The organism is Nocardia sp. NPDC058114 (genome assembly GCF_042884695.1).
Taxonomy (GTDB): domain Bacteria; phylum Actinomycetota; class Actinomycetes; order Mycobacteriales; family Mycobacteriaceae; genus Nocardia.
Map to the genome: position 1 here is coordinate 95,708 of NZ_JBHVTK010000001.1, position 24,186 is coordinate 119,893.

The 24,186-nt window shown below is 67.1% G+C and carries 24 protein-coding genes; 19 read left to right on the forward strand and 5 right to left on the reverse strand.

The genetic code is table 11. The features are described from left to right. Positions 1-3 precede the first annotated feature (3 nt). On the forward strand, positions 4-489 hold the full coding sequence (gene coaD / locus ACFVVI_RS00415; protein ID WP_056811926.1) for a pantetheine-phosphate adenylyltransferase: 486 nt from the start codon (positions 4-6) through the stop codon (positions 487-489). On the opposite strand, the gene ACFVVI_RS00420 is transcribed toward coaD, so the two are convergent. After that, positions 486-1,031: a GtrA family protein gene (locus tag ACFVVI_RS00420; RefSeq protein ID WP_378992136.1), complete on the reverse strand. Its 546-nt coding sequence runs from the start codon at positions 1,029-1,031 to the stop codon at positions 486-488. The two genes, coaD and ACFVVI_RS00420, sit on opposite strands and share 4 nt — an antisense overlap. Before the next feature lie 252 nt (positions 1,032-1,283). On the opposite strand from ACFVVI_RS00420, the gene ACFVVI_RS00425 reads away from it, so the two are divergent. The 10 genes from ACFVVI_RS00425 (at position 1,284) to ACFVVI_RS00470 (ending at position 11,532) form a co-directional block, all read left to right on the forward strand. Continuing rightward, complete coding sequence (locus ACFVVI_RS00425; RefSeq protein WP_378992397.1) at positions 1,284-2,057, forward strand: DivIVA domain-containing protein; 774 nt, start codon at positions 1,284-1,286, stop codon at positions 2,055-2,057. Between the two features lie 98 nt (positions 2,058-2,155). Further along, entirely contained in the window at positions 2,156-2,761 is a 606-nt protein-coding gene (locus ACFVVI_RS00430) for a DUF177 domain-containing protein (protein ID WP_364401610.1), read from the forward strand. 80 nt (positions 2,762-2,841) lie between these two features. Further along, complete coding sequence (rpmF, locus tag ACFVVI_RS00435) at positions 2,842-3,024, forward strand: 50S ribosomal protein L32 (RefSeq protein WP_040708879.1); 183 nt, start codon at positions 2,842-2,844, stop codon at positions 3,022-3,024. A 24-nt stretch (positions 3,025-3,048) separates the two neighbouring features. Continuing rightward, a complete protein-coding gene (gene rnc / locus ACFVVI_RS00440) occupies positions 3,049-3,780 on the forward strand; it encodes a ribonuclease III (RefSeq protein WP_358064067.1) in 732 nt (243 codons plus the stop codon). Between the two features lie 3 nt (positions 3,781-3,783). Next, positions 3,784-4,644 carry a bifunctional DNA-formamidopyrimidine glycosylase/DNA-(apurinic or apyrimidinic site) lyase gene (gene mutM, locus ACFVVI_RS00445; protein ID WP_378992137.1) on the forward strand — a complete coding sequence of 287 codons (861 nt, stop codon included), beginning with the start codon at positions 3,784-3,786 and terminating at the stop codon, positions 4,642-4,644. 64 nt (positions 4,645-4,708) lie between these two features. Continuing rightward, complete coding sequence (locus tag ACFVVI_RS00450; RefSeq protein ID WP_378992139.1) at positions 4,709-5,290, forward strand: dihydrofolate reductase family protein; 582 nt, start codon at positions 4,709-4,711, stop codon at positions 5,288-5,290. A gap of 5 nt (positions 5,291-5,295) precedes the next feature. After that, positions 5,296-6,333 carry a PHP domain-containing protein gene (locus tag ACFVVI_RS00455; protein WP_387442109.1) on the forward strand — a complete coding sequence of 346 codons (1,038 nt, stop codon included), beginning with the start codon at positions 5,296-5,298 and terminating at the stop codon, positions 6,331-6,333. A 94-nt stretch (positions 6,334-6,427) separates the two neighbouring features. Then, a complete protein-coding gene (locus tag ACFVVI_RS00460) occupies positions 6,428-7,936 on the forward strand; it encodes a PstS family phosphate ABC transporter substrate-binding protein (RefSeq protein ID WP_387442111.1) in 1,509 nt (502 codons plus the stop codon). A gap of 285 nt (positions 7,937-8,221) precedes the next feature. Then, positions 8,222-9,391: a glycosyltransferase family 4 protein gene (locus tag ACFVVI_RS00465; protein ID WP_379316068.1), complete on the forward strand. Its 1,170-nt coding sequence runs from the start codon at positions 8,222-8,224 to the stop codon at positions 9,389-9,391. After that, positions 9,388-11,532 (forward strand): glycogen debranching N-terminal domain-containing protein, encoded by a 2,145-nt coding sequence (locus ACFVVI_RS00470; RefSeq protein WP_387442114.1) that lies wholly within the window; start codon positions 9,388-9,390, stop codon positions 11,530-11,532. The genes ACFVVI_RS00465 and ACFVVI_RS00470 overlap by 4 nt, the downstream gene beginning before the upstream one ends. Positions 11,533-11,585: 53 nt before the next feature. Here ACFVVI_RS00470 and ACFVVI_RS00475 read toward each other — a convergent pair whose 3' ends face one another. From ACFVVI_RS00475 to ACFVVI_RS00490, 4 genes are all read right to left on the reverse strand, one after another. Further along, positions 11,586-12,455 carry a potassium-transporting ATPase subunit C gene (locus tag ACFVVI_RS00475; RefSeq protein ID WP_387442115.1) on the reverse strand — a complete coding sequence of 290 codons (870 nt, stop codon included), beginning with the start codon at positions 12,453-12,455 and terminating at the stop codon, positions 11,586-11,588. A gap of 1 nt (position 12,456) precedes the next feature. Next, entirely contained in the window at positions 12,457-14,598 is a 2,142-nt protein-coding gene (gene kdpB / locus ACFVVI_RS00480; protein ID WP_387442118.1) for a potassium-transporting ATPase subunit KdpB, read from the reverse strand. 1 nt (position 14,599) lies between these two features. Beyond that, positions 14,600-16,270: a potassium-transporting ATPase subunit KdpA gene (kdpA, locus tag ACFVVI_RS00485; protein WP_387442119.1), complete on the reverse strand. Its 1,671-nt coding sequence runs from the start codon at positions 16,268-16,270 to the stop codon at positions 14,600-14,602. A gap of 83 nt (positions 16,271-16,353) precedes the next feature. Beyond that, positions 16,354-16,437 carry a potassium-transporting ATPase gene (locus tag ACFVVI_RS00490; RefSeq protein ID WP_067449012.1) on the reverse strand — a complete coding sequence of 28 codons (84 nt, stop codon included), beginning with the start codon at positions 16,435-16,437 and terminating at the stop codon, positions 16,354-16,356. 436 nt (positions 16,438-16,873) lie between these two features. Here ACFVVI_RS00490 and ACFVVI_RS00495 point away from each other — a divergent pair, with 436 nt between their 5' ends. From ACFVVI_RS00495 to ACFVVI_RS00530, 8 genes are all read left to right on the forward strand, one after another. After that, entirely contained in the window at positions 16,874-19,396 is a 2,523-nt protein-coding gene (locus ACFVVI_RS00495) for an ATP-binding protein (protein WP_387442122.1), read from the forward strand. 121 nt (positions 19,397-19,517) lie between these two features. Continuing rightward, a complete protein-coding gene (locus ACFVVI_RS00500; RefSeq protein WP_378992399.1) occupies positions 19,518-20,189 on the forward strand; it encodes a response regulator in 672 nt (223 codons plus the stop codon). A 90-nt stretch (positions 20,190-20,279) separates the two neighbouring features. Beyond that, positions 20,280-20,723, forward strand: a complete 444-nt coding sequence (locus tag ACFVVI_RS00505; protein ID WP_378992155.1) for an OsmC family protein — start codon at positions 20,280-20,282, stop codon at positions 20,721-20,723. Next, positions 20,720-21,055, forward strand: coding sequence for an acylphosphatase (locus tag ACFVVI_RS00510; protein WP_387442125.1), 336 nt, complete (start codon positions 20,720-20,722; stop codon positions 21,053-21,055). The genes ACFVVI_RS00505 and ACFVVI_RS00510 overlap by 4 nt, the downstream gene beginning before the upstream one ends. A 31-nt stretch (positions 21,056-21,086) precedes the next feature. After that, a complete protein-coding gene (locus tag ACFVVI_RS00515; RefSeq protein WP_387442128.1) occupies positions 21,087-21,836 on the forward strand; it encodes a hypothetical protein in 750 nt (249 codons plus the stop codon). After that, positions 21,837-23,000 (forward strand): glutathionylspermidine synthase family protein, encoded by a 1,164-nt coding sequence (locus ACFVVI_RS00520; protein ID WP_378992159.1) that lies wholly within the window; start codon positions 21,837-21,839, stop codon positions 22,998-23,000. It abuts the gene before it with no gap. 35 nt (positions 23,001-23,035) lie between these two features. Next, a complete protein-coding gene (locus ACFVVI_RS00525) occupies positions 23,036-23,491 on the forward strand; it encodes a DUF350 domain-containing protein (RefSeq protein ID WP_062986928.1) in 456 nt (151 codons plus the stop codon). Positions 23,492-23,578: 87 nt separating this feature from the next. Further along, positions 23,579-24,055, forward strand: coding sequence for a DUF1707 domain-containing protein (locus tag ACFVVI_RS00530; RefSeq protein WP_387442130.1), 477 nt, complete (start codon positions 23,579-23,581; stop codon positions 24,053-24,055). Positions 24,056-24,186: the final 131 nt, after the last annotated feature.

Sequence of the window (24,186 nt, forward strand, 5' to 3'; positions counted from 1 at the left end):
GGTATGGCTGCAGCACTGTGCCCCGGCTCCTTCGACCCGGTCACCAACGGTCACCTCGACGTGTTCGCTCGCGCGGCCGCCCAGTTCGACGAGGTGATCGTCACCGTCAACGTGAACCCCAAGAAGCAGGGCATGTTCACCGTCGAGGAGCGCATGGAACTGCTGCGCGAATCCGTCGCCCACCTGCCGAACGTGCGCGTCGCCTCCTGGCAGGGCCTCACGGTGGACTTCGCCAAGCAGGAGGGGATCAGCGCGATCGTCAAGGGGCTGCGCGACGCGGGCGACTTCGGCTACGAGCTCCAGATGGCCCAGATGAACCACAAACTGGCCGGTGTGGACACCTTCTTCATCGCCACCAACCCGTCCCTGAGCTTCCTGTCCAGCTCGCTGGTCAAGGAAGTGGCGGCCTATGGCGGCGACGTGAGCGACATGCTCCCGCCGGCGGTCCACAAGCGCCTGCTGGACCGCCTGGCCGAACGTAAGGGCTAGGAAGTCGCGGGCAGGCGGAACAGTCCACGCAGGGCGAGGAATCGCATGCCGCCGACCGCGGCGGTGATGGCCAGGACCGTCAGTGCCTGCGTGATGTCACCCAGTCCGGGTGCCCAGAAATCCAGTCCGGCCAAACACGCGGTCGTGATCGCGAGTCCGATCAACGCGATCCCGCCGCCTTCCCACTGCGCCGTGAACCAGGTGACCCGGTCGGTGGCGTGGAACGTGAGCTGCCGGTGGAATTCGTTGGCGATGATCGTGCTGACCACCGATCCGGCCACATTGGCGACCAGTGGGCCGATGCCGTGCATCGCGAAGAACAGCAACACATACGCGATGTTGCTCGACCCGCCGACGAGGGCGAAGCGGAAGAGCTGGGGCAGCGCGCGGTCGCCGCGCAGGTAGGTGAGCGCGCCCTCGAACTGCGGGCGCAGCGCGGGTGCGACTTCACTCGGCGTCACCACGGGGAACGGACCGGTCCAGGGAGTGAACATGCCCGCGACGTGCGACACCGGACTCCTAGGAGTTTCCAGGAGGGTCATGTTCGACTCCGATCCCAAATGAACAGACGTCGAGGAGTACAACAGCGAAAAGGTTGCGGTGCTTCCCGGCGGACGGCGTTGTCGTGCTTACCGATGGTAGCCGAAGTGGAGGGCTGCACTCCACTTGATATCTGTGCGATCTTGGACACTGTCGCGACACACCGCGACGACATTCGGCACAGCCGCCCCGGACAGGCACACTGGGCGTCGGCGGTAGTGGTTTCGCCGTGAGTCCGCAGGAGGGTAGTGAGCATGTATCGCGTATTCGAAGCACTCGACGAACTGGTCGCCATCGTCGAAGAGGCGCGTGGCATCCCGCCGACCCGCAGTTGCATCGTGCCGCGCGGCGATGTTCTCGAGCTGCTCGACGACGTCCGCGACGCGCTACCCGGTGAACTCGACGACGCCCAGGACGTGCTCGATCATCGCGACAAGATCGTCGGCGACGCCCGTTCCGGCGCCGAAACGACGGTCACCACGGCCAACGAGCAGGCACGCACCACCATCGACAAGGCGCGCGCCGAGGCCGATCGCATCCTCGCCGACGCCAAGGACCACGCCGACCGGATGGTCGCCGAGGCCACCGCCCACGCCGACCGCCTGGTGACGTCGGCCCAGGCCGAGGCCGATCAGGTCGTCGCCGACGGCAATGCCGAGTACGACGAGCTCACCGGTCGCGCTCAGATCGACGCCGACCGGGCCATCGAAGCGGGCAAGGCCTCCTATGAACGTTCGGTCGCTGACGGGAAGGCCGAGCAGGCCCGCCTCGTCGCGCAGACCGAGGTCGTCCGGGTCGCGCACGCCGAATCCGCCCGTCTGATCGACGAGGCCCAGGCCGAGTCCGACCGGGTGCGCACCGAATGTGACGACTACGTCGACGAGCAGATGGCCGATTTCGGCAACAGGCTCGCATCCATGGAAGAGACGCTCAACACCACCCGGCGCTCGATCACCCGCGGACGCCAGCAGATGCGCGGCGCACCGGCCGCCGAATACCCGGAATACGCTGCCGAGCACCGGCGCTGACCGGCCCTGGCGCCCAGCGCGCGTTTTGAGTTCCGGCGGGGTCCTGCCGTACTGTGGAGTGGTTGCCCATTATCCCCTCAACGGTAAGTGAGTCCGTGATGTCCGCCGGTTCCGGTTCGTCCGCGCGTCCACGCAAGACCAGTGGTCCTGTGTCGGAGGCGGGCTTTGTGCTGGATGTCCGCAATCTCGGCCGTCGGCCGGGAACCATGCGGGAGCTGCGTCGCACGGTCACCGACCACGAGCGGCTGGGTCTCGACCTGATCGCCATCCCGGCCGATGCCGAGGTGGAACTCGATCTGCAATTGCAGGCGGTCTCGGAGGGTGTGCTGGTCACCGGCACGGCGTCCGGGCCGACGGCCGGGGAGTGCTCGCGCTGCCTCGAACCGTTCGAGGACCAGGTGGAGATTCGTCTGACGGAGTTGTTCGCGTATCCGGACAGCACCACTGAGCAGACGACCGAGGATGCCGAGGTCTACCGCATGGAAGACGACCTCGTCGACCTCGAGCCGGTGATCCTCGACGCCATCGGGCTGGAGCTTCCGCTGCAGCCGCTGTGCTCGCCGGACTGCGCGGGCCTGTGCCCCGAGTGCGGTGTGCGGATGGCGATTGCGGGTCCTGATCATGGGCATGAGATACTGGACCCTCGCTGGGCGAAGTTGGCGAATTTTGCCACTGACGAGCCCGGTACCGGCGACCCCGCCTGAGGGTTCCACCACCAAGACCAAACCGTTGCCGCGGCATCTGATGCCGGTGTAGTCAGCGAAAACCAAGAGGAGAAGTAGCCGTGGCTGTTCCCAAGCGTCGGATGTCGCGTTCCAACACCCGGTCGCGGCGCAGCCAGTGGAAGGCCACCGCGCCGACCCTGGTCACCTGCCCGAACCGCGCGTGTGGTGAGAAGACCCTCCCGCACATCGCGTGCCCGTCCTGCGGCACCTACAAGGGCCGCCAGGTCACCTCTGCAGTCTGATCGTTGTAGATCATTCCTAGCAACGTGACAGCCAGTAAAGACAATGTGGGCGCGGCGGATCACGCCAGCCTGCTCACCGCCCTCGGTGTCGACGTACGACCGGAGCTTCTGCGCCTAGCGCTGACGCACCGGTCGTACGCGTACGAGAACGGCGGTTTGCCGACCAACGAGCGCCTGGAATTCCTCGGCGACTCGGTACTCGGCCTCAGCATCACCGAGCGCCTGTATACCGAGCATCCGGAGAAGTCCGAGGGTGAACTCGCGAAACTGCGCGCCAGCGTGGTGAACATGCACGCGCTCGCCGAGGTGGCGCGTGGTCTGGGCGACGGCGGACTCGGTCAGTACCTGCTGCTCGGCAAGGGCGAGGAGCTCACCGGCGGTCGCGACAAGCCGAGCATCCTCGCCGACGGCATGGAATCGCTGCTCGGTGCGGTGCACCTCGAGCACGGCATCGAAACCGCGCGCGGTGTGGTGCTGCGGCTGTTCGCCGACCTGCTCGAGCGCGGCCCCCGCATGGGCGCCGGCCTCGACTGGAAGACCAGCCTGCAGGAGCTCACCGCCGAACGCGGTCTCGGCGTGCCCGCCTACGAGATCACCTCCACCGGACCGGACCACAACAAGGAGTTCACCGCCACCACGGTGATCGCCGGTGTTCCGTACGGTTCAGGCGTGGGTCGCTCCAAGAAGGAAGCCGAGCAGAAGGCCGCCGGTACCGCGTACAAGGCGCTGACCGCCGAATCCGCAGACAAAGCCTGAGCCGTGCCCGAACTGCCCGAGGTCGAGGTTGTTCGTCGCGGTCTCGCCGAGCACGCCGTCGGTAGGGCCATCGATACCGTCACCGTCACCCACCCGCGAGCCGTGCGCAGGCACATCGCGGGTGGTGCCGATCTGGCGGCGAGGCTCACCGGGTTGCGGATCGACTCCGCGCAGCGCCGCGGGAAGTATCTGTGGCTCACCTTCGACGAGCCCGATACCGCACTGGTGGTGCATCTGGGCATGAGCGGTCAGATGCTGGTGCAGCCCGCCGACGCTCCCGTCGAGAAGCACGCGCACATCCGGGCCGTGCTCGGTGACGGCGCCGAATTGCGCTTCGTCGATCAGCGCACCTTCGGCGGCTGGGCGCTGGCCGACCTCGTCGAGGTGAACGGGACCGTGGTGCCCGATTCCGTGGCCCATATCGCGCGCGATCCGCTCGACCCACTGTTCGATCGCGAGGCCGTGGTCGCGGCCATCCGCGCCAAGAACACCGAGATCAAACGCGTGCTGCTCGACCAGACGGTGATCTCGGGTATCGGCAATATCTACGCCGACGAAGCACTGTGGCGGGCCGGATTGCACGGCACCCGCGTGGCCGCCGAACTCACCCGGCCGGTCGTGCGTACCCTGCTCGACGGAGTCAGCGCGGTCATGACCGAAGCGCTGGCCGTCGGTGGCACCTCCTTCGACGCCCTGTACGTGAATGTGAACGGCGAATCCGGCTATTTTTCCCGGTCACTGGCCGCTTACGGGCGCGAGGACGAACCGTGCGATCGGTGTGCGACGCTGCTGGTGCGGGAACAGTTCATGAATCGGTCGTCGTTTTCCTGTCCGAAGTGTCAACGGAAGCCGCGCCGCCGCTGATCCGGGCACGCTAACGTTTCCTCTGACAGGTCGTGACAGACCGGGTCCGTGCAGGGAGGACGTTATGCGCAAGCTGACCTATTTCGTGGCATCGACAATCGACGGTTTCATCGCCGCCGAGGACGGAACGCTGGACTTCTTCCCGGTAGGCGGTGATCACGGGCCCGCGATCATCTCGCAGTACCCGGAAACCCTGCCCACCAAGGTGCGCGAGGCGCGCGGAATCGCGGCGGGCAACATCTACTTCGACACCGTGATCATGGGCCGCAAGACCCACGACTTCGGGGTACGCACCGGCACCGCCAGCCCGTACGAACACCTGCGCCAGTACGTGGTGTCCACGACGCTGCCCGAATCGCCCGCGCCCGGGGTGGAATTGATCGCCGAGGATCCGATCGCCGCGGTGCGTGAGCTCAAACGCGAAGACGGACTGGGCATCTGGCTCTGCGGTGGCGGTGAACTGGCGCAGGCGCTGCTGCCCGAGATCGACCAGGTGTTCCTGAAGCTGCACCCGGTGGTGCTCGGCACCGGCAGGCCGCTGTTCGGCGGCGGGGCGAAACTGCCCGCGCCGGAGAAGTTCCGGGTGATCACCAGCCGGGTGTACGCCGACGGCGTCGCGTTCCTCAAGTACGGCCGGATCAAGTAGTCGCGATGACATCGGCGGCGAGTCCGGGTCCGGTGGCGGCACTGCGCGAGGTCGGGTTCTGGCTCGAACGCGGTCGTGCCGAAACGCACCGGGTGAAGGCTTACCGCCGTGCCGCCGATGTCGTCGCCGGGCTCGCCGACGACGAGGTGGCGACGCGCGCCCGCGAACACAGCTGGCGTGAGCTCGCCGGGATCGGGCCCAAGACGGCCGCCATCATCGAAGCGGCCTGTGCCGGTGAGGTTCCCGGCTATCTTGCCGAGCTCCGCGCACAGGCGAAGCCGATCGCGCCCGCGGGCGAGGAGCTGCGCGCGGCGCTGCGCGGTGATCTGCACACCCACTCGGACTGGTCCGACGGGGGCAGCCCGATCGCCGAGATGATGGGCGTCGCGGCCGCGCTCGGCCACGAATACTGCGCGCTGACAGACCATTCGCCGCGTCTCAAGGTCGCCAACGGGCTGTCCGCCGACCGGCTGCTGCGCCAGCTCGACGTGATGGCCGAACTCAACGAGCAGATGGCGCCGTTTCGCGTCCTCACCGGTATCGAGGTCGACATCCTCGACGACGGCACCCTCGACCAGCGGCCAGATCTCCTCGAACGCCTGGATGTCGTTGTCGCCAGCGTGCACTGGCACCTGCGCGACGACAGCGACACGATGACCAAGCGCATGGTCTACGCCGTCGCGAACCCTCACGTCGATATCCTGGGTCACTGCACGGGCCGTCTCGTGGAAGGGGCGCGCGGCACCCGGCCGGAGTCGTCGTTCGACGCCGAACTCGTCTTCGAAGCCTGCCGTCGTTACGGCACCGCCGTCGAGATCAACAGCCGCCCCGAACGCCGTGATCCACCCGGGCGTTTGATCGAGCTGGCCGTCGAGATGGACTGCCTGTTCTCCATCGACACCGACGCGCACGCGCCGGGCCAGCTGGCGTGGCAGGGGTACGGATGCGAGCGGGCGCTGGCGCACGGTGTGACGGCTGAAAAGGTGATCGACACCTGGCCGGTCGAGCAGTTGCTCGCCTGGTGTTCGGAATCGAATGGGTGAAGTCTTGCCCAACAACTGATTTCGATCTCTGATCCGCCGAATCCCGCCTGGTACACATCAACTCGCTGATCGACATGGTTTAGTGGGGGATTTGATGGACATTCCGGTGGAGCTCGTACTTTCCGCGGTCGGCCTCGTGGTGGCCTCGGCGGCGTTCGTTCGCGAATTTGTCCTGGTCGGGCGGCGTCGGCTGGGATACCGCGTCCAGATGGACACGCCGGTGACAGGCGAGACGGACACCGCGTCGCTGGTCGGCGCCCTGGCGAATCTGAGCACCCCGGAAGCCGGTGGGCCACAGCTGGACCTGTCCAAGCTGTCGGTCGTGCTGGTCCGCGTCGAGAACAACGGCACGCTCGCCATCGACCCCGACGACTACACGATGAGTGGAGCCGATCCGCGGGTCGGGCTGCATGTCACGTTCCCTGGTCGTGAGGTCATCGGTTTGGCGGTGACCGAGCTGGACGGGCCGCTCTCCGACAATCTCGGCCCCGCATCGGGTATCGGCAAACGGGCCAGAGGCGAGGGCGAGAACTTCGCCGGCATCATCGATCTGCCGAAGGTGCAGCTCGAACGACGCCAGCACTACAAGATTCTCGCGGTGCTCAAGCGGGTGCACGGTGACGGGGAGCCGGTGGAACCGGCCCTGACCGGGCGGGTCAAGCGAGGCAAGGTCGTCGAGACCACGAGTCACTCCGGCCCGTCGAAGAAACTGATGGCGCTGTCGGGCTTCCTGGTCGCGCTGATCGCGGTGCAAGCGGTCCTCGCTCTGCAACCGGACCCGCCACCGCGTGACTGCGCGGAGGGTGCCCTCACGCTGGTCGGTTCCACCGCGATGGCGCCGATGATTCGCACGGCCGCGCAGAACTATGCAAAGACCTGCACCGGAGCGAAATTCACCTTCGACTTCGCGGGAACCTCCGACGGGCTCGTCGAGCTGGTCCAGACCGGCCCGACGCAGGAGATGCTCGCGATCAGTGACGGTCCAAAGGGCAACGGCTTCGACAAACTGATCGAGTATCAATTGGCTCTCAGTTCCTTCTCGATCGTGACCCACCCGGGTGTCGACCTGCCGAATCTCACGACGCAGCAGGTCCGTGATCTGTACCGGGGAAACATCAAGAACTGGAACCAGATCGGTGGGCCCGATCAGCCGGTGGTGCTGATCGACCGGGAGGCGGGTTCCGGCACCCGAACGGCGCTCGAGAACCGGTTGCTCGAAGGTAACCGTAAGGTGTTCCCGTTCATCCCGTGCGCCGGAAGGCCATCGGAGGGCGAACAATGCGAGGTCAAGACCACCGAGGGGGTGGCATCGTTCGTCGCCCGTACCCCGGGCGCGGTGGGTTACATGGAGACTTCGGCGGTCAGCGGTGAGGTGAAACTCGTCGCGCTGGACGGGGTCAACGCGTCGGAGGACACCATGAAGATGCGGACGTACCCGCTCACGGTGGTGGAGTACGCCGATACACATGGACAGGTGGCCGGTGATTCGCTAGCGGCTCAGTTCATCGACTACCTGATGCACGGTCAAGGCAGGGCCACTATTCGGGAGTTCGGCAATATTCCGTGCCTGGATTCGGTTGGACAGGCAATCTGTACGCCGTAGACCGCCTCTGACCGCGTAATCTCCTGCCGTGGTAGGTAATCGATATAGAACATTTCCAGCAACACGCTGGTTTACTCTGCGGTAGCGGGGTACGTTCCTTGACGGCCCCTCTGTTCAGGCGGGCACCCGAAACGGTGCGTATTGCGTCTGGCCAGGCCAACCATGCCCCATGGACGGCGGTGAAGCTCTCGTCTCCACCTCCGCCGAGGCGGCCATCTCTTGTTCGCGCAAGTGTTGCTAGGTTGCGTCCCTGGAAGGAAGGTCATGAGTACAGACACGTCGGCAATGTCGCCGACCGGTTTGTCCGCGTCCGATCTCTACTCGATCGATCACCACGGTGGTCCCCTGCGGATCGCGATGGTTGTTCCACCGTATTTCGATGTTCCACCCAAGGCCTACGGCGGCGTCGAGGCCGTCGTCGCCGATCTGGTCGACTCCCTGTGTGAGCGTGGCCATCACGTCACCCTGTTCGGTGCGGGTGTCGACGGTACCAAAGCGGATTTCGTTCCGCTGTGGGACCGGATCCAGCCCGAACGGCTGGGCGATCCGTTCCCGGAAATCGTGCACGCGCTGCGGGTGCGCCGCGCCATCGAGCGGCTGGCCGATACCGAAGGCATCGACCTGGTCCACGACCACACGTTCGCGGGCCCGCTGAACGCGCCCGCCTACGCCAATCTCGGGTTGCCGACGGTGGTCACCGTGCACGGCCCGGTGCAGGACGACTGCTACCGCTACTACAAGGAACTGGGCCAGGAGTGCTCGCTCGTCGCGATCAGCGACCGTCAGCGCGCGCTGGCGCCCGATCTGCCATGGGCGGGCCGGGTCCACAACGCGCTGTGTCCCGATCAGTGGCCGTACGAGACCGAGAAGCAGGACTACGCACTGTTTCTCGGCCGGTTCAGCGACGACAAGGGCCCGCATCTGGCGCTCGACGCCGCCCACGCCGTCGGCATGCCGCTGATCCTGGCGGGCAAGTGCAGTGAGCCGCCGGAGAAGGCCTACTTCGAGGAGTTCGTGCGGCCGCGGATGACCGATCAGGATCAGATGTTCGGTCTCGCCGACGCGGCCGCCAAGCGTAAGCTGCTCTCCGGAGCTAAGTGTCTGCTGTTCCCCATTCGATGGGAGGAGCCGTTCGGCATGGTGATGATCGAGGCGATGATCTGCGGTACGCCCGTGGTCGCGTTGCGTGGCGGTGCGGTGAGCGAAGTGGTGGTCGACGGGGTCACCGGGCGGATCTGTGACGATCCGGCCGAGCTGCCCGCGGCCATCGCCGAAGTTCAGACCTACGATCCGGCGGTCTGCCGCAAGCACGTGGTGGACAACTTCAGCGCCGACACCCTCGGCCGCGGCTACGAACAGGTGTACCGGGATCTGCTCGCCCGCACCACGATCGGGTACGACACCGCGTATGCGATGCCGATGCCCGTCGGGGTAGCGGCCAACGGGCGCGCATGAGCACCGACAGCGCCTCGGCGCCGAGCCCCCTCAACGCGGGGGAACCCGCGGGGCTCGGTGGCGGCGGCGGCAACATCACCCTGGTCGAAGGCGGCACGTTCTGCCTGTCCGACCGGCTCGGCGATATCGAGCCGGGTAAGCCGCAGGGCCTGTTCTTTCGTGACGCCAGGGTGATTTCGCGCTGGGAGCTGATGATCGACGGCAAACGGCCCGAGGCGCTGTCGGTGTTGAGCCCGGAGGCCTTCGCGGCGCGGTTCGTGCTGCGCAGGCCGCCGCAACAGGGTCGGGCCGACAGCACCCTGCTCGTGGTGCGCGATCGGCTCGTCGCCGAGGGCATGCACGAGCTGATCACGCTGGAGAACATGAGCCGTGAGGCGACAGCGGTGGTGCTCGAACTGCACGTCGACGCCGATTTCGTCGACCTGTTCGCGGTGAAGGAAGGCCGGACCCACGGGCGCCGGGCGGAGATGACCACCACCGACGGTGAACTGCTGCTGCACGATCGCGCCGATCTGTCACGTGGGCTCGCGCTCACCTCGACCGTCGAGCCGATGGTGTTGCCCGGCACCATGATCTGGCGGGTCGTGGTCCCCGCGGGCGGGCGCTGGCAGACCGAGATCACCGCCCAGCCGGCGGGTGCCGCGCAACGCCCGCAGACCGCGGGGACGCCGGGCGAGCGATATCGGGCCAGCGAGCCCGTGCGCAAGATCCAGGCCTGGCGAGCCACCGCCACCGATATCTCCGCGGATTCGGGCCTGCTCAACCAGATCCTGCGGCGCACCGAAAGCGATCTGGGCGCCTTGCAGATCCACACCGATTCGGGCACCAACCGGCCCTTCGTGGCGGCGGGCGCGCCGTGGTTCATGACGTTGTTCGGCCGGGACTCCCTGCTCACGGCGTGGATGTCGCTGCCACTGGAAACCGATCTGGCACTGGGCACTTTGCAGCAGCTGGCCGAATTGCAAGGGCAGACGATCGACCCGCTCGTCGAGGAGGAGCCGGGCCGGATCATGCACGAGATGCGGCGCGGGCCCTCGGTCGGGCAGGTGCTGGGCGGGCAGATCTATTACGGAACCGTCGACGCCACACCGCTTTTCGTGATGCTGCTCGCCGAATGTCTGCGATGGGGCGCGGATCCGGCGTCGATCGCCACCCTGCTGCCCGCGGCCGACGCCGCGATCAGCTGGATCACCGATTTCGGTGACCGCGACGACGACGGTTTCGTCGAATACGTGCGCGCCACCGATCGCGGCCTGATCAATCAGGGCTGGAAGGACAGTTTCGACGGAATCAACGACGCCGCGGGACATATCGCCGAGGCCCCGATCGCGCTGGCCGAGGTCCAGGGATATGTGTACGCGGCGTTCCTGGCCCGTGCGGAGCTCGCCGACCAGTTCGACGACCCCGAGCTGGCCGTGCGAATGCGGGAACGGGCCGACGAGTTGCGAACCAAGTTCGCCGAACAGTTCTGGCTACCCCATTACGGGTGGTACGCGGTGGCCTTGGACGGACGCAAACGCCAGGTCGACGCGTTGACCAGCAATGCGGCGCACTGTCTGTGGTCGGGCATCGCGACCGACGAGCACGCCGAGATCCTGATCCGGAATCTGTCCCGGGCGGAGATGGATTCGGGCTTCGGGCTGCGGACGCTGGCTTCCGATATGGGCGCCTACAACCCGATGAGTTATCACTGCGGGTCGATCTGGCCGCACGACACGGCGATCGCTGTCGCCGGGTTGATGCGATACCAGCATGTGCCGGGCGCGGTGGAACTGGCGACGAAGCTGTCGGGTGGTCTGCTCGATGCCGCCGCGGCGTTCGACGGCCGGTTGCCCGAGCTGTTCTGTGGTTTCCCGCGGGCGAGATTCGCCGCGCCCGTGCCGTATCCGACGTCGTGTTCGCCCCAGGCCTGGGCCAGTGCGGCGCCGTTGCTGCTGGTTCGGTCGTTCCTCGGGCTCGATCCCGATGTGCCGGCCAGGACGTTGACGCTGCGGCCGCAGATTCCCCCGGCCTGGGGGTGCGTGCGGATGTCGGAGTTCCGGCTCGGCGACGGGGTGACGGTGGATCTCGAGGTGTGCGGCTCGGCGGTGACCGTGACGGGCCTGCCCGAGGGCTGGGCGCTGATCACCGACGAGGAGTAGATCGCAGAATCGGGGCCGCGACCAGCGATGGTTGCGGCCCCGATTGCTGTGCTTCAGCCTTCGAACGGGTAGCGGGCGTCGAGATCGAGGTTGAGTTCGACGACGTTCACCCGTGGCTCCCCGAGGAATCCGAGCGTGCGCCCGTCGGTGTGCGCGGCGAGTAGTTCGCGCACCTGGGTGGCGGTGATGCCGCGTGCTGTGGCCACCCGATCGACCTGGATGGTCGCGTATTCGGGGGAGATGTGGGGGTCGAGACCGCTGCCGCTCGCGGTGACCGCGTCGGCGGGGACCGTGGCCTCGGCCGGCGCGTCACCGAGGATCGGGATGATCCGGCCGACGGCGTAGTCCTCGCCCGCCTGCGCACACTCCACGGCGACGCCGCGGAACGTGGTCAGGAACGGTCGCGCGGGGCAGAGTTCGTTGACGCTGACCACCTGCACCGGCCGCGACACGTCGCCGTCGGCATCACGCGGCCCGATCACCGAGAGCGCCGCGCCCACACCGTCTTTCGTGCAGAACTGCCGGGCGCCGTCGACCCCCTCACGGTCGCCGACCTCCTTCGAACGGGCGCACACGGTGGTGAGCAGGCTGGTGCGGTCGGCGGTGTCGACGATGTCCTCCGGGCCGAGATTGCTCGCGGCGGTGGACAGCGGGTCGTAGCCGTCGCCCGCGGCCGACGGGCGGCTCTGGAAGTACTGCGCCATGGCCTTGCCGTCGGCGCCGGCGAACGACTGCCCGATCAGGCTGGAGCCCACCAGCTTTCCGTCCCGCTCGATGAGCGAGCCGTCGGCCTTGTCGTCGAGTCCGGGCAGCTGAGCGACCGCGAAAACCGCCACGGGATAGATGATTCCGGTGATCGCGGTCAGCACGAGCAGGGCGCGCAGGGCGGCCAGGTGCTGGCGGATCCAGGTTGACATACGCATTTCAGGACATCCCGGGGAGGAGTTGGACGAACAGATCGATGACCTTGATGCCGAGGAACGGCGCGATGATGCCGCCGAGGCCGTAGATCGTCAGGTTGCGGCTCAACAGCTTCGAGGCGTTGCTCGGCCGATAGTCGACACCGCGCAGCGCGAGCGGGATGAGCGCCACGATGATGATCGCGTTGAAGATGACCGCGGACAGGATCGCCGACTGTGGGCTGGCCAGGCGCATGATGTTGAGTGCGTCCAGACCGGGGAACAGTGCCACGAACAGCGCGGGAATGATCGCGAAGTACTTGGCGATGTCGTTGGCGATCGAGAACGTCGTGAGCGCGCCACGGGTGATCAGCAACTGCTTGCCGATCTCCACGATCTCGATCAGCTTGGTCGGATCCGAGTCGAGATCGACCATATTGCCCGCCTCTTTGGCGGCCGAGGTGCCGGTGTTCATCGCCACGCCCACGTCGGCCTGAGCCAGGGCGGGAGCGTCGTTGGTGCCGTCACCGGTCATCGCGACCAGGCGGCCGCCGTCCTGTTCGGACTTGATCAGCGCGAGCTTGTCCTCCGGCGTCGCCTCGGCGAGGAAGTCGTCCACGCCCGCTTCGTCGGCGATCGCCTTGGCTGTCAACGGGTTGTCGCCGGTGATCATGACCGTCCGGATGCCCATGCGGCGCATCTCGTCGAAACGTTCCCGCATGCCCTGCTTGACAACATCTTTGAGATGGATGACGCCGAGCAGACGCGGTGTTGCGTCGCGGACTTCGCCGACCATCAGCGGGGTGCCGCCGGAGGCGGAGATGCCGTCGACGATCGCCGAAGCCTCGGCCGGGATCGAACCACCCTGGGCGCGAACCCATTCGGTGACCGCACCCGCTGCCCCCTTGCGCAGCTGGTGCCCGTCGGCCAGGTCGACGCCCGACATGCGGGTCTGCGCGGTGAACTCGACCCAGGTGGCCCCGGGCAGTTCACCCGCGCTGCGCTCGCGCTTGTTGAACACCTCCTTGGCGAACACGACGATCGAGCGCCCCTCCGGCGTCTCGTCGGCGAGGCTGGACAGCTGTGCCGCGTCGGCCAGGTCGTCGTCGAGAACGCCGGGTACCGGGATGAACGCGGCTGCCTGGCGGTTGCCGAGGGTGATCGTTCCGGTCTTGTCCAGCAGCAGTGTGTTCACATCCCCCGCGGCTTCCACCGCACGACCGGACATGGCCAGCACATTGCGCTGCACGAGGCGGTCCATGCCCGCGATGCCGATGGCAGAGAGCAGCGCGCCGATGGTGGTGGGGATGAGGCAGACCAGCAGCGAGACCATCACGATGCCGGTGATGCCGTGCGCGTCCAGCGCCGAGGTGTCCGGCACGCCGGGGTTGTTCGACTTGGCGAAGACGGCCAGCGGCTGCAGGGTGGTCACCGCGAACACGAAGATGATCGTGAGCGCGGCCAGCAGGATGTTGAGCGCGATCTCGTTCGGGGTCTTCTGCCTGCTCGCACCCTCGACGAGGGCGATCATCTTGTCGATGAAGCTGGCGCCGGGTTCCTGGGTGATCCGCACGACGATCCGGTCCGAGAGCACCGTGGTGCCGCCGGTGACGGCCGAGCGGTCGCCGCCGGATTCCCGGATCACGGGCGCGGATTCACCGGTGATGGCCGATTCGTCCACCGAGGCGATGCCTTCGACGACGTCACCGTCGCCGGGGATGATCTGGCCCGCTTCGACGACGACGTAGTCGCCGCGTCGCAGTTCGGGAGCCGCGAGGCGTTCCTCGACGACGCGCCCACCCGGTGTCCAGTCGGCCAGGCGGCGGGCGATGGTGTCGGTCTTGGCTTTGCGCAGCGAGTCGGCCTGCGCCTTGCCGCGCCCCTCCGCGACGGCTTCGGCCAGATTCGCGAAAACGACGGTGAGCCAGAGCCAGACGACGATCGCCCAGGCGAAGAAGCTCGGGTCGGCGATGGCGAGGACGGTCGACCACACGGCGCCGATCTCGACGATCAGCATCACCGGGTTCTTCCACAGCGTGCGCGGATCGAGTTTGCGCACGGCGTCGGGAAGGGAGGTGAGCAGCAACTTCGGGTCGAGGACGCCGCGTTGTACGCCCTTGGTGCGGTGTTCGGGCCGCGGTGCGGATTCTAGTGTGGGAGTGGTCATTTCAGTGAATTCCTTCGGCGAGCGGCCCGAGCGCGAGAGCGGGCAGGAAGGTGAGCGCGACCAGGATCACCGTCACGCCGACGACCATGCCGACGAACTGCGGCCGGTGCGTCGGCAGCGTGCCGATCGACGCGGGGGTGGTGCCCTGCTGGGCCAGCGAACCCGCGAGTGCCAGCACGATGATGATCGGCAGGAATCGGCCGAACAGCATCGCGAGGCCGAGTGCGGTGTTGTACCACTCGGTGTTGCCGGTGAGACCGGCGAAGGCGGAACCGTTGTTGTTGGCCGCGGAGGTGAAGGCGTACAACACCTCCGACATGCCGTGTGGCCCGCCGTTGAGCATGCTCGCTCGTTGTCCCGGCAAGGCCATGGCCACCGCCGTGCCGACCAGGACGATCAGCGGACTCACCAGGAAATACGTTGCCGCCAGCTTGATCTCGCGCGGGGTGATCTTCTTGCCCAGGTATTCCGGGGTACGTCCGACCATCAGGCCCGCGACGAACACCGTGATCACGGCGAGGATCAACATGCCGTAGAGACCGGACCCGACACCGCCGGGCGCGACCTCGCCCAGCTGCATGTTGAACATCGTCATCATGCCGCCGAGGCTGGTGTAGGAATCGTGGAACGAGTTCACCGCGCCGGTCGAGGTGAGGGTGGTCGCACCGGCGAAGGTGGCCGAATCGGCGACGCCGAAACGGGTTTCCACGCCTTCCATGGAGGCGCCGATCGCGGTCGGCACCGTGCCGTGGTGCTGGAGCTGGAACAGGTTGGTCAGCGAGATGCTGGCCAGGGCGATCGTGCCCATCACCGCCACGATCGCGTAGCCCTGCTTGGTGGAACCGACCATCCGGCCGAAGGTGCGCGGCAGCGAGAACGCGATCACCATCAGCAGGAAGATCTCGAGGAAGTTCGTCCAGGTGCTCGGGTTCTCGAACGGGTGCGCGGAGTTCGCGTTGTAGAAGCCGCCGCCGTTGGTGCCGAGTTCCTTGATGACCTCCTGGCTGGCCACCGGACCGCCGGTGATGGTCTGTTCGGCGCCGCCGATGGTCTGCGCGACCTGATCGTGGAGGTGGAAGTTCTGGATGACGCCGCCCGCGACCAGCACGATCGCGAACACGAACGCCAGCGGAAGCAGAATGCGCAGGGTGCCGCGCACCAGGTCGACCCAGAAGTTGCCGAGGTCGCCGGTGTGGCGACGGGCGAAGCCACGCACCAGCGCCACCGCCACCGCCATGCCGACGGCCGCGGAGACGAAGTTCTGCACCGCGAGACCGGCCATCTGCACCAGGTGACCCTGGGTGGACTCACCGGAATAGTTCTGCCAGTTGGTGTTGGTGACGAAGCTGACCGCGGTGTTCCACGCGAGCGCGGGGGTCATCTCGGTGCCGGGATCGTCGAGGTGCAGCGGCAGCGCGCCCTGCACCAGCTGGAAGAAGAACAGGAACAGCACGCTGACCGCCGAGAACGCCAGCACGCTGCGGGCATAGACGGGCCACGTCTGCTCGACCTCGGGCTTCGCGCCGATGGCGCGGAAGATCAGCCGCTCGGCGCGGGAGTACTTGTCGCTGCTGTAGACCCGGTACATGTAGTCGCCCAGCGGCACATGGACCAGGGCGAGCGCGAGAACCAGGGCCGCCACGAAGACGATCCCCGCAGTAGTCGTGTTCACCTAGAACCTCTCGGGGAAGAGCAGCGCCGCGACCATGAAGACGGCGACTCCGGCAGCCAGAGCGAGACCGGCAAGGTTCGCGATCACAGCTTCTCCACCCCTCGCTGGATCAAGCCCAGCAGCGCGAAGATCGCCACGGTGAGCACCGTGAACACCACGACAGACATTTCCAACCTCCTTGCGCTCCGAGGTGGAGCACCTAGGTGAGTGAAACGCCGGATCGCGGCTCGGCGTGGCTTCCTTACGACTCCTTAGCGCCTCGGGGCCCGGCCTTTGCGCAACGTTGACGCTGCCGATGGGTGTGAGGATGCCGTCAAAGCAGGCGCGATAGCTGTCAACACACCGTAAAGATCGAGATCACGCGCCTGTTCGGGCGGTAGAAAGTGGGCACCGGTCGGCGAATGGCGCCGGCGGTCCCTGGTGCACGGAAAGTGAGATCGCGGTGTCGGTAGTGACCCTTGCGGTGATTTTCGGTTTTGCCGGATCGCTGCTGTTGATCCGGATACTCGGTCGGCTGAACACCTCGCACGCACCGATGGTGAGCGTCGGTGTGTTGCCGGTGCGCACGTCGGCTCCGGCGCGTCGACACGCGATGATGGACCGGTGAAACGCGGACAACTGCGCATCTACCTCGGTGCGGCGCCGGGCGTGGGCAAGACCTACGCCATGCTCGGCGAAGCGCATCGGCGGTCCGAACGTGGCCGTGATGTGGTGGCGGCCGTCGTGGAGACGCACGGGCGTAAGAAGACCGCCGAACTTCTGGACGGCATCGAGCAGATTCCGACCAAGACGGTCTCCTATCGCGGGACCGAGTTGCCCGAACTCGATGTCGATGCGGTACTCACGCGCAAGCCCGCGGTGGTGCTGGTCGACGAACTGGCGCATACGAACGCACCGGGCAGCGTGCACGAGAAGCGTTGGCAGGACGTGGAGCAACTCCTGGCCGCGGGTATCGACGTGATCTCCACGGTGAACGTGCAGCACCTCGAGAGCCTCAACGATGTGGTCCAGCAGATCACCGGGATCGAGCAGCGGGAGACCGTGCCCGACGCGGTGGTGCGCGGCGCCGATCAGGTGGAGCTGGTCGACCTGACACCGGAAGCGTTGCGGCGCAGGCTTTCTCACGGGAATGTCTACGCCGCCGACAAGGTCGACGCGGCGCTGCGCAATTACTTCCGCCCCGGAAATCTCACCGCGCTGCGCGAACTCGCGCTGCTGTGGCTGGCCGACCAGGTCGACGCGGCGCTGGCCAGGTACCGGGCCGACCACAAGATCACCGAGCTCTGGGAGGCGCGTGAGCGCGTCGTCGTCGCGGTCACCGGTGGTCCCGAGTCGGAGACGGTGGTGCGCCGGGCCGGGCGGATCGCGTCCAAGTCCAGTGCCGATCTGGTCGTGTTGCACGTGGTGCGCGGCGACGGGCTGGTCGGGGTGTCGACCGAACGGATGACCAAGCTGCGCGATCTCGCCGCCGGTCTCGACGCCTCGCTGCACACCGTGACCGGCGACGACGTGCCCACCGCGCTGCTGGAATTCGCGCGAGAGGTCAATGCCACCCAGCTGGTACTCGGTACTTCGCGGCGTTCGCGCTGGGCGCGGATGCTCGATGAGGGCATCGGCTCCACCGTGGTGCAGCGCTCGGGCAAGATCGACGTGCACATGGTGACGCACGAGGAGGCCAATCGCGGGGTGCGCAGGCATTGGCTGCGTCCGAGGCGGCCGGTGAGCGCGTGGCCCGCGGCGGTGATCGTGCCGGTGCTGGTGAGCGCGATCTGTGCGGTATTCCTCGACGGGTGGTTGCAGCTGGGCGGGCTCAGCGCCATGTTCTTTGTCGGCGTGGTAGCGGTCGCGTTGTTCGGCGGTATCGTTCCCGCCGGTCTGTCAGCGCTGTTGTCGGGGCTGCTGCTCAACTGGTACTTCACCGATCCGCGCTTCAGCTTCACGATCGCCGAGCCGGACAACTTCGTCACCGTGGTCGTGCTGCTCATCGTCGCGGTGGCCGTGGCGGCGCTGGTCGATGTCGCGGCGAAGCGAACACTGCAGGCGCGCAAGGCATCCCGGGAAGCCGAGCTGCTGACGATGTTCGCCGGATCCGTGCTGCACGGCGCCGACCTGAACAACCTGCTCGAGCAAGTCCGCGAAACCTACGGCCAGCGCGCGGTGAGTGTGCAGTGCGGCGATCGGATCGTCGCCGCGGTCGGTCCCGAACCACCGACACGTCCCTCCGATGCCGAGACCGTCATCGAAGCCGGTGACGCGCAGAGTCACCTGCTGCTCGCCGGTCGGTCGATCGACTCCTCCGATCGGCCGGTGCTCAACGCGGTCGCCAATCAGGCGGTCGGGCTGGTGCGCCAGGCCCGATTGGCGGAGGAAGCCAGCGCGGCGGCGGCGCTGCTGGAAGCCGACCGGCTGCGCCGTGCGCTGTTGTCGGCGGTCAGCCACGATCTGCGCACCCCCCTGGCAGGCGCGAAAGCGGCCGTGTCCAGCCTGCGCAGCGACGACATCGAATTCTCGGCGGAGGACACCGGCGAACTGCTGGAGGCGATCGAGGAATCCGTCGACCAGCTGACCGCGCTGGTGGGCAATCTGCTCGACTCCTCGAGACTGGCGGTCGGCGTCGTCACGCCGCAGTTGCGACAGGTGTACATGGACGAGGCGGTGCATCGTGCGCTGGTGAGCGTCGGCATGGGCACCCGTGGCCTGCGCCGCGCGGCGATGGACCGGGTGAAGGTCGAGGTCGATGAGGTTTCGGTGCTCGCCGACAGCGGTCTGCTCGAACGCGTCCTCGCCAACCTGATCGATAACGCCCTGCGCCATTCCGGTCGCGAGTCGCCCGTGCGGGTGACCGCCGAGCACGACGGTGACCGGGTGTCGATCGCGGTTGTCGACGTCGGCCCCGGCGTCCCGTCCGGCACCGAAGAGCAACTGTTCGAACCCTTCCAGCGCCTCGGCGACCGCGACAACACCACCGGCGTCGGCCTCGGCCTGTCCGTGGTCCGCGGCTTCGTCGAAGCAATGAGCGGCACCGTCCACGCCGAGCCGACCCCGGGAGGTGGGCTCACGATGCTCGTCGATCTGCCGTCCGGCACACCCGCGGCGCCGTCACACGTCGACTCCCGAGGAAAGTGAGCACATGGGCAACTCATCGGGGACGGGCGAACCGGTCCGCCGGCCGCCGGCGGTGGACGACCACGCGCAGGAGGCCGATCCGAAGACGCGGGGAGGCGGGGCAGCGCATCCCCCGGTCAAAGTGCTCGTCGTCGATGACGAGCCACAGATCGTCCGCGCCTTGCGGATCAATTTGTCGGTGCGCGGGTACGAGGTCCTGACCGCGGGAAACGGCGCCGCCGCCTTACGGGTGGCGGCCGAAAAGCACCCCGACGTCGTCATTCTCGACCTCGGTCTGCCCGACATGGACGGGATCGAGGTGCTGGCCGGACTGCGTGGGTGGTCGCCCGCACCGGTGCTCGTGCTGTCGGCGCGTACCGATTCGGCCGACAAGGTCGAGGCGCTCGACGCCGGCGCCGACGACTACGTGACCAAGCCGTTCGGGATGGACGAACTGCTGGCCCGGCTGCGCGCGGCGGTGCGTCGTGGTGCCAGCGCGACCGATGCGGGCGACCCGATCGTGGTCACCGACTCGTTCACCGTCGACCTCGTCGCCAAGAAGGTCACCAAGCAGGGTGTGCCGGTGCACCTGACGCCCACCGAGTGGGGGATGCTCGAGATGCTGGTGCGCAATCGCGGAAAACTGGTGGGGCGCAAGGAACTACTGCGCGAGGTGTGGGGTCCGGCCTATGCCACCGAGACCCATTACCTGCGGGTCTACCTCGCGCAGTTGCGGCGCAAACTCGAAGACGATCCGGCCAACCCGCGCCATCTGCTCACCGAGGCGGGGATGGGGTACCGCTTCCAGGAATGAGCGTGCGCCCGGTCACGTGACCGGAATGCCGGGAGTGGCGTGGACGTTCCCAGGCGTGGATCGTCGTCGAGCGAATGGCAGGATCAAGGCATGGCTGAGCAGATCGCACCCGTGACCAACGCCCCCACCGAACTGTGGGTCGAGCGCACCGGAACCCGCGCCTACACCGGGCGCAGCAACCGTGGCGCCGAGGTGTTGATCGCCTCCCAGGGCGTGCCGGGCGCCTTCACCCCGGGTGAGTTGCTGAAGATCGCGCTCGCGGGCTGCACCGGGCTCAGCTCCGATTTGCCGTTGTCGCGTCGCCTCGGCGACGAGTTCGACGCCACCATCCGCGTCTCGGGCGATGCCGACCGCGAGAACGAGCTCTACCCGCAGCTCGACGAGGTCCTCGAACTCGACCTGTCCGAACTCGACGAGGCCGCCCGCGAACGACTACTGGTCACCGTGCAGCGTGCTGTCGACAAGGTGTGCACCGTGGGCCGCACGCTCAAAGCGGGCACGAAGGTGACGCTGACCTTCAACATCGACGCATGAGCGAGGAGCCGGTTCGGCTGAGCGCGTGGGTGCACGGGTACGTGCAGGGCGTGGGATTCCGGTGGTGGACGCGGTCGCGCGCACTGGAACTCGGCCTGGTCGGCTACGCGCGCAACCACAGCGACGGCCGCGTCCACGTTGTCGCCGAAGGGCCACGAACGGCGGGCGAGAAATTGCTGGAACTGCTACGGTCCGGCGAAGCGCCCGAGAGCTCGCACGCTGTCGGGCACGTGACACATGGTCTGTCCGGGCGTGCTCCTGGGCGGGTAGACCTGGTTGTGGAAAGCTGGGAGCCCGCGCGGGGCGACATGACGGGATTCGAGGAGCGCTAGTGGTGACTTCGGGGGCTAGGGGGCGGCAGCGGTGAGCACACAGAACCCTGGTCCGCCCGATCGACCGGAACAACCCTCGAACGGCGAGCCCGAGAGATCGCCGTGGACCCCGCCCGACTCCGGCGCGGGCTGGACCCCGCCGGACCCGGGTTCGGCACCGTCCGATCCGAATGCCGATGCGACGCCGGCGGACCCGGTGTTCGGCGGGGGCGGGCATCCCGTCGGCCAACCGCAACCCGGCCGGATGTCACGGCAGGAACCCGGCGTCACCCAGCCACGTCCACCCACCGTCGGTGAGGCGCGCGCCAGGGACAAGGCCCGCAGGCAGGCCGAAGAGGCCGAGCGGGCAGCGGTCGCGGCGGCCGAGGAGAAGCGGCGCAACCGTAAACGCGTGATGATCGGCGGTGTCGCCATCGTGGGCGTCGCCGCGCTGGTCGGTGGCGGTTACCTCGCCTACCGGGCGATCACCGCACCTGACCAGGTCACGGCCTCGTGCGTGCAGATCGACCAGAACGGTCAGGAAGTCGTTGTCCCCGACGACAACTGCGGCGACGGCAAGACCAATTTCCGCAGTGAGGGCTCCGGCGGTCACGGCGCCGGACTGCTGATTCTGGGCTGGCCGCAGTACCGCTACCACTACGGCGGCACACCGACGATCGGCAAGCCACCCACGGGCGGCACCTCGGTGAAACCGCGCAATGCCCAGATCACGACCAAGAGCGGCACCACGGTGCAACGCGGCGGACTCGGCAGCAAGTCGACCGGGGGGAGTGGGTCGTAGATGCGGCGCACCAAGAGCACACCACGCCAGGACTGGCAGCAGATCGTCGAGAAGCAGGGCCTCGTCTACGGCGCGCCGGGGCGCGATGCCAGCGGTCAGCCGCGCCCGTACTGGGACGAGTCGGTGCACTACGAGTTCTCGATGGACGAGATCCTCGCGCTGGAAGCCGATGTGGAACTGCTGCAATCGATGTGTCTGCACGCCGTCGAGCACGTGGTCCTCACCGAGCGCTTCGCCGATTTCGGTCTGCCGGAATGGACGTGGGGCCCGATCGCCGAATCATGGCGTCGCAGTGACCCTTACGTGTACGGCCGCTTCGACCTGCGCTACGACGCGCGCCGCCCGGCCAAGCTGCTGGAATACAACGCCGACACCCCCACCTCGCTGCTCGAGGCCGCGATCATCCAGTGGCACTGGTTGCAGCAGGTGTATCCCGGTGGCGACCAATGGAATTCGCTACACGAGAAACTGGTGGAGCGCTGGACCGAACTGCGCGGCGTGCTGCCCGGTACCGAACTGCACTTCACCTGGTCGGGCGCCGACGCGACCGGCGAGGACAACGTCACCACCGCCTACATGCAGGAGACAGCGGCCGAAGCCGGGTTCGACACGGTCGCGCTGCCGATCGAGGAAGTCGGTTTCGACACCGAGCTGAACCGGTTCGTCGATCTGGCCGAGGCGCCGATCGAGGCGATCTTCAAGCTGTATCCGTGGGAGTGGATCCTCGACGACGACTTCGGCAAGCGCGTGGTCGGCAGCCTGCCCGCGACCGCGTGGATCGAACCGCTGTGGACCACGCTGCTGAGCAACAAGGCGATCCTGGCGATCCTGTGGGAGATGTATCCCGGTCATCCCAATCTGTTGCCCGCCTACCTGGACAACCCGCACGAGCTCACCGAATACATTCGCAAACCCAAGCTCGGCCGCGAGGGCGCGAACATGACCATCGTCGGCCCCGGCATGGAGACCGCGACCGGCGGCGTCTACGGCGCCGAGGGTTTCGTCTACCAATTGCTCGATCCGCTACCGGAATTCGACGGGATGCGCCCGGTGCTCGGCGCCTGGGTCGTGGGTGACACCGCGGCGGGGCTGGGCATTCGGGAGACCGCCGGCCTGATCACCGATGACGGCGCCGCGTTCGTGCCGCACCGCATCGTCGACTGACACCTGACCTCACAACATTGTTCGAAAGGACCACGATGACCGCCCTCGCCCTGGAATCGGGTTATTGGAGTGCGCTCGGTGAAGGCGTCGGCGCCATCATCCTGTACTGCCTGATCGGCCTCGCCCTCATGCTGATCGGCTTCTTCGCCATCGACCTGACCACGCCCGGCAAGCTGCGCGACCTGGTGGTGGCGGGTAAGCCGAACGCGATCATCGTCTCGGCGGCCGGGATGATCAGCATGGCGTTCATCGTCGTGTTCGCGGTGCTGGCCACCGGCGGCAGCGGCAAGCTGTCGGAAGGTCTGATCGCGGCGATCATCTACGGCCTGGTCGGCATCATCGCGCAGGTGATCTCGGTACGGGTGATCGAGAAGGTCACCGGCATCGACATCGGCCGCACGCTGCACGCCGAGACCTACACCCCCGAGGTTCTCGTCGTCGCCGCCGCGCACTTCGCGCTGGGTCTCGTGGTGGCCTTCGCCATTCTCTGAACGAGGGTGATCGGTTGACATCGCACTGTGGAGGGTGGACGCTGGAAACCAGCACTCCACCGTGGATGTGACCGAGAGGACGTCGGCATGGATATCACCCCGGGTACGCGCGCGTCCGACGCCGAACGCAACGCGATCGTCGCCCAGTTGGGCACACATCTGGCCGACGGCAGGCTCGACCTGGGCGAATACGATCTGCGCGTGGCCAAGGTCTACGCGACCACCACGCGCGACGAACTCGCCGTCGTCCTGTCCGACCTGCCGGCGCTGACGAAACAGCAGCAAGCGGACGTACCGGTCGAACACAAGCCCGGTACACGGTTCCCGATCTGGCAGCGCATCGAGGCGGGCAGCTGGCTCGGCGTCAGCGTGATCGTGCTGGTCATTTGGGGTCTGATCTCCTTGACCGCGGGCGAGCTCACCTACTTCTGGCCGATGTGGGTGATCGGCCCGTGGGGCGCGGTCCTGGTCTTCCGCGTGATCACCGGCTGGGAAGCGACTCCCGGTACCCAGACCCACTTGCGTCAACTTCAGAAGCAGATGAAGCACATCAATCCGCACTGACCGCAAACTTGCCGCTACGTCCGCTAGGCTTTCGCGAGCACATGGGTAACTCGTCGGGAACCGGCTGCCCGAGTCACCCCCATCACCGCTGGCCGCGTGCGATGCCTGCACGCACCTAGGTCTGGCCTGAT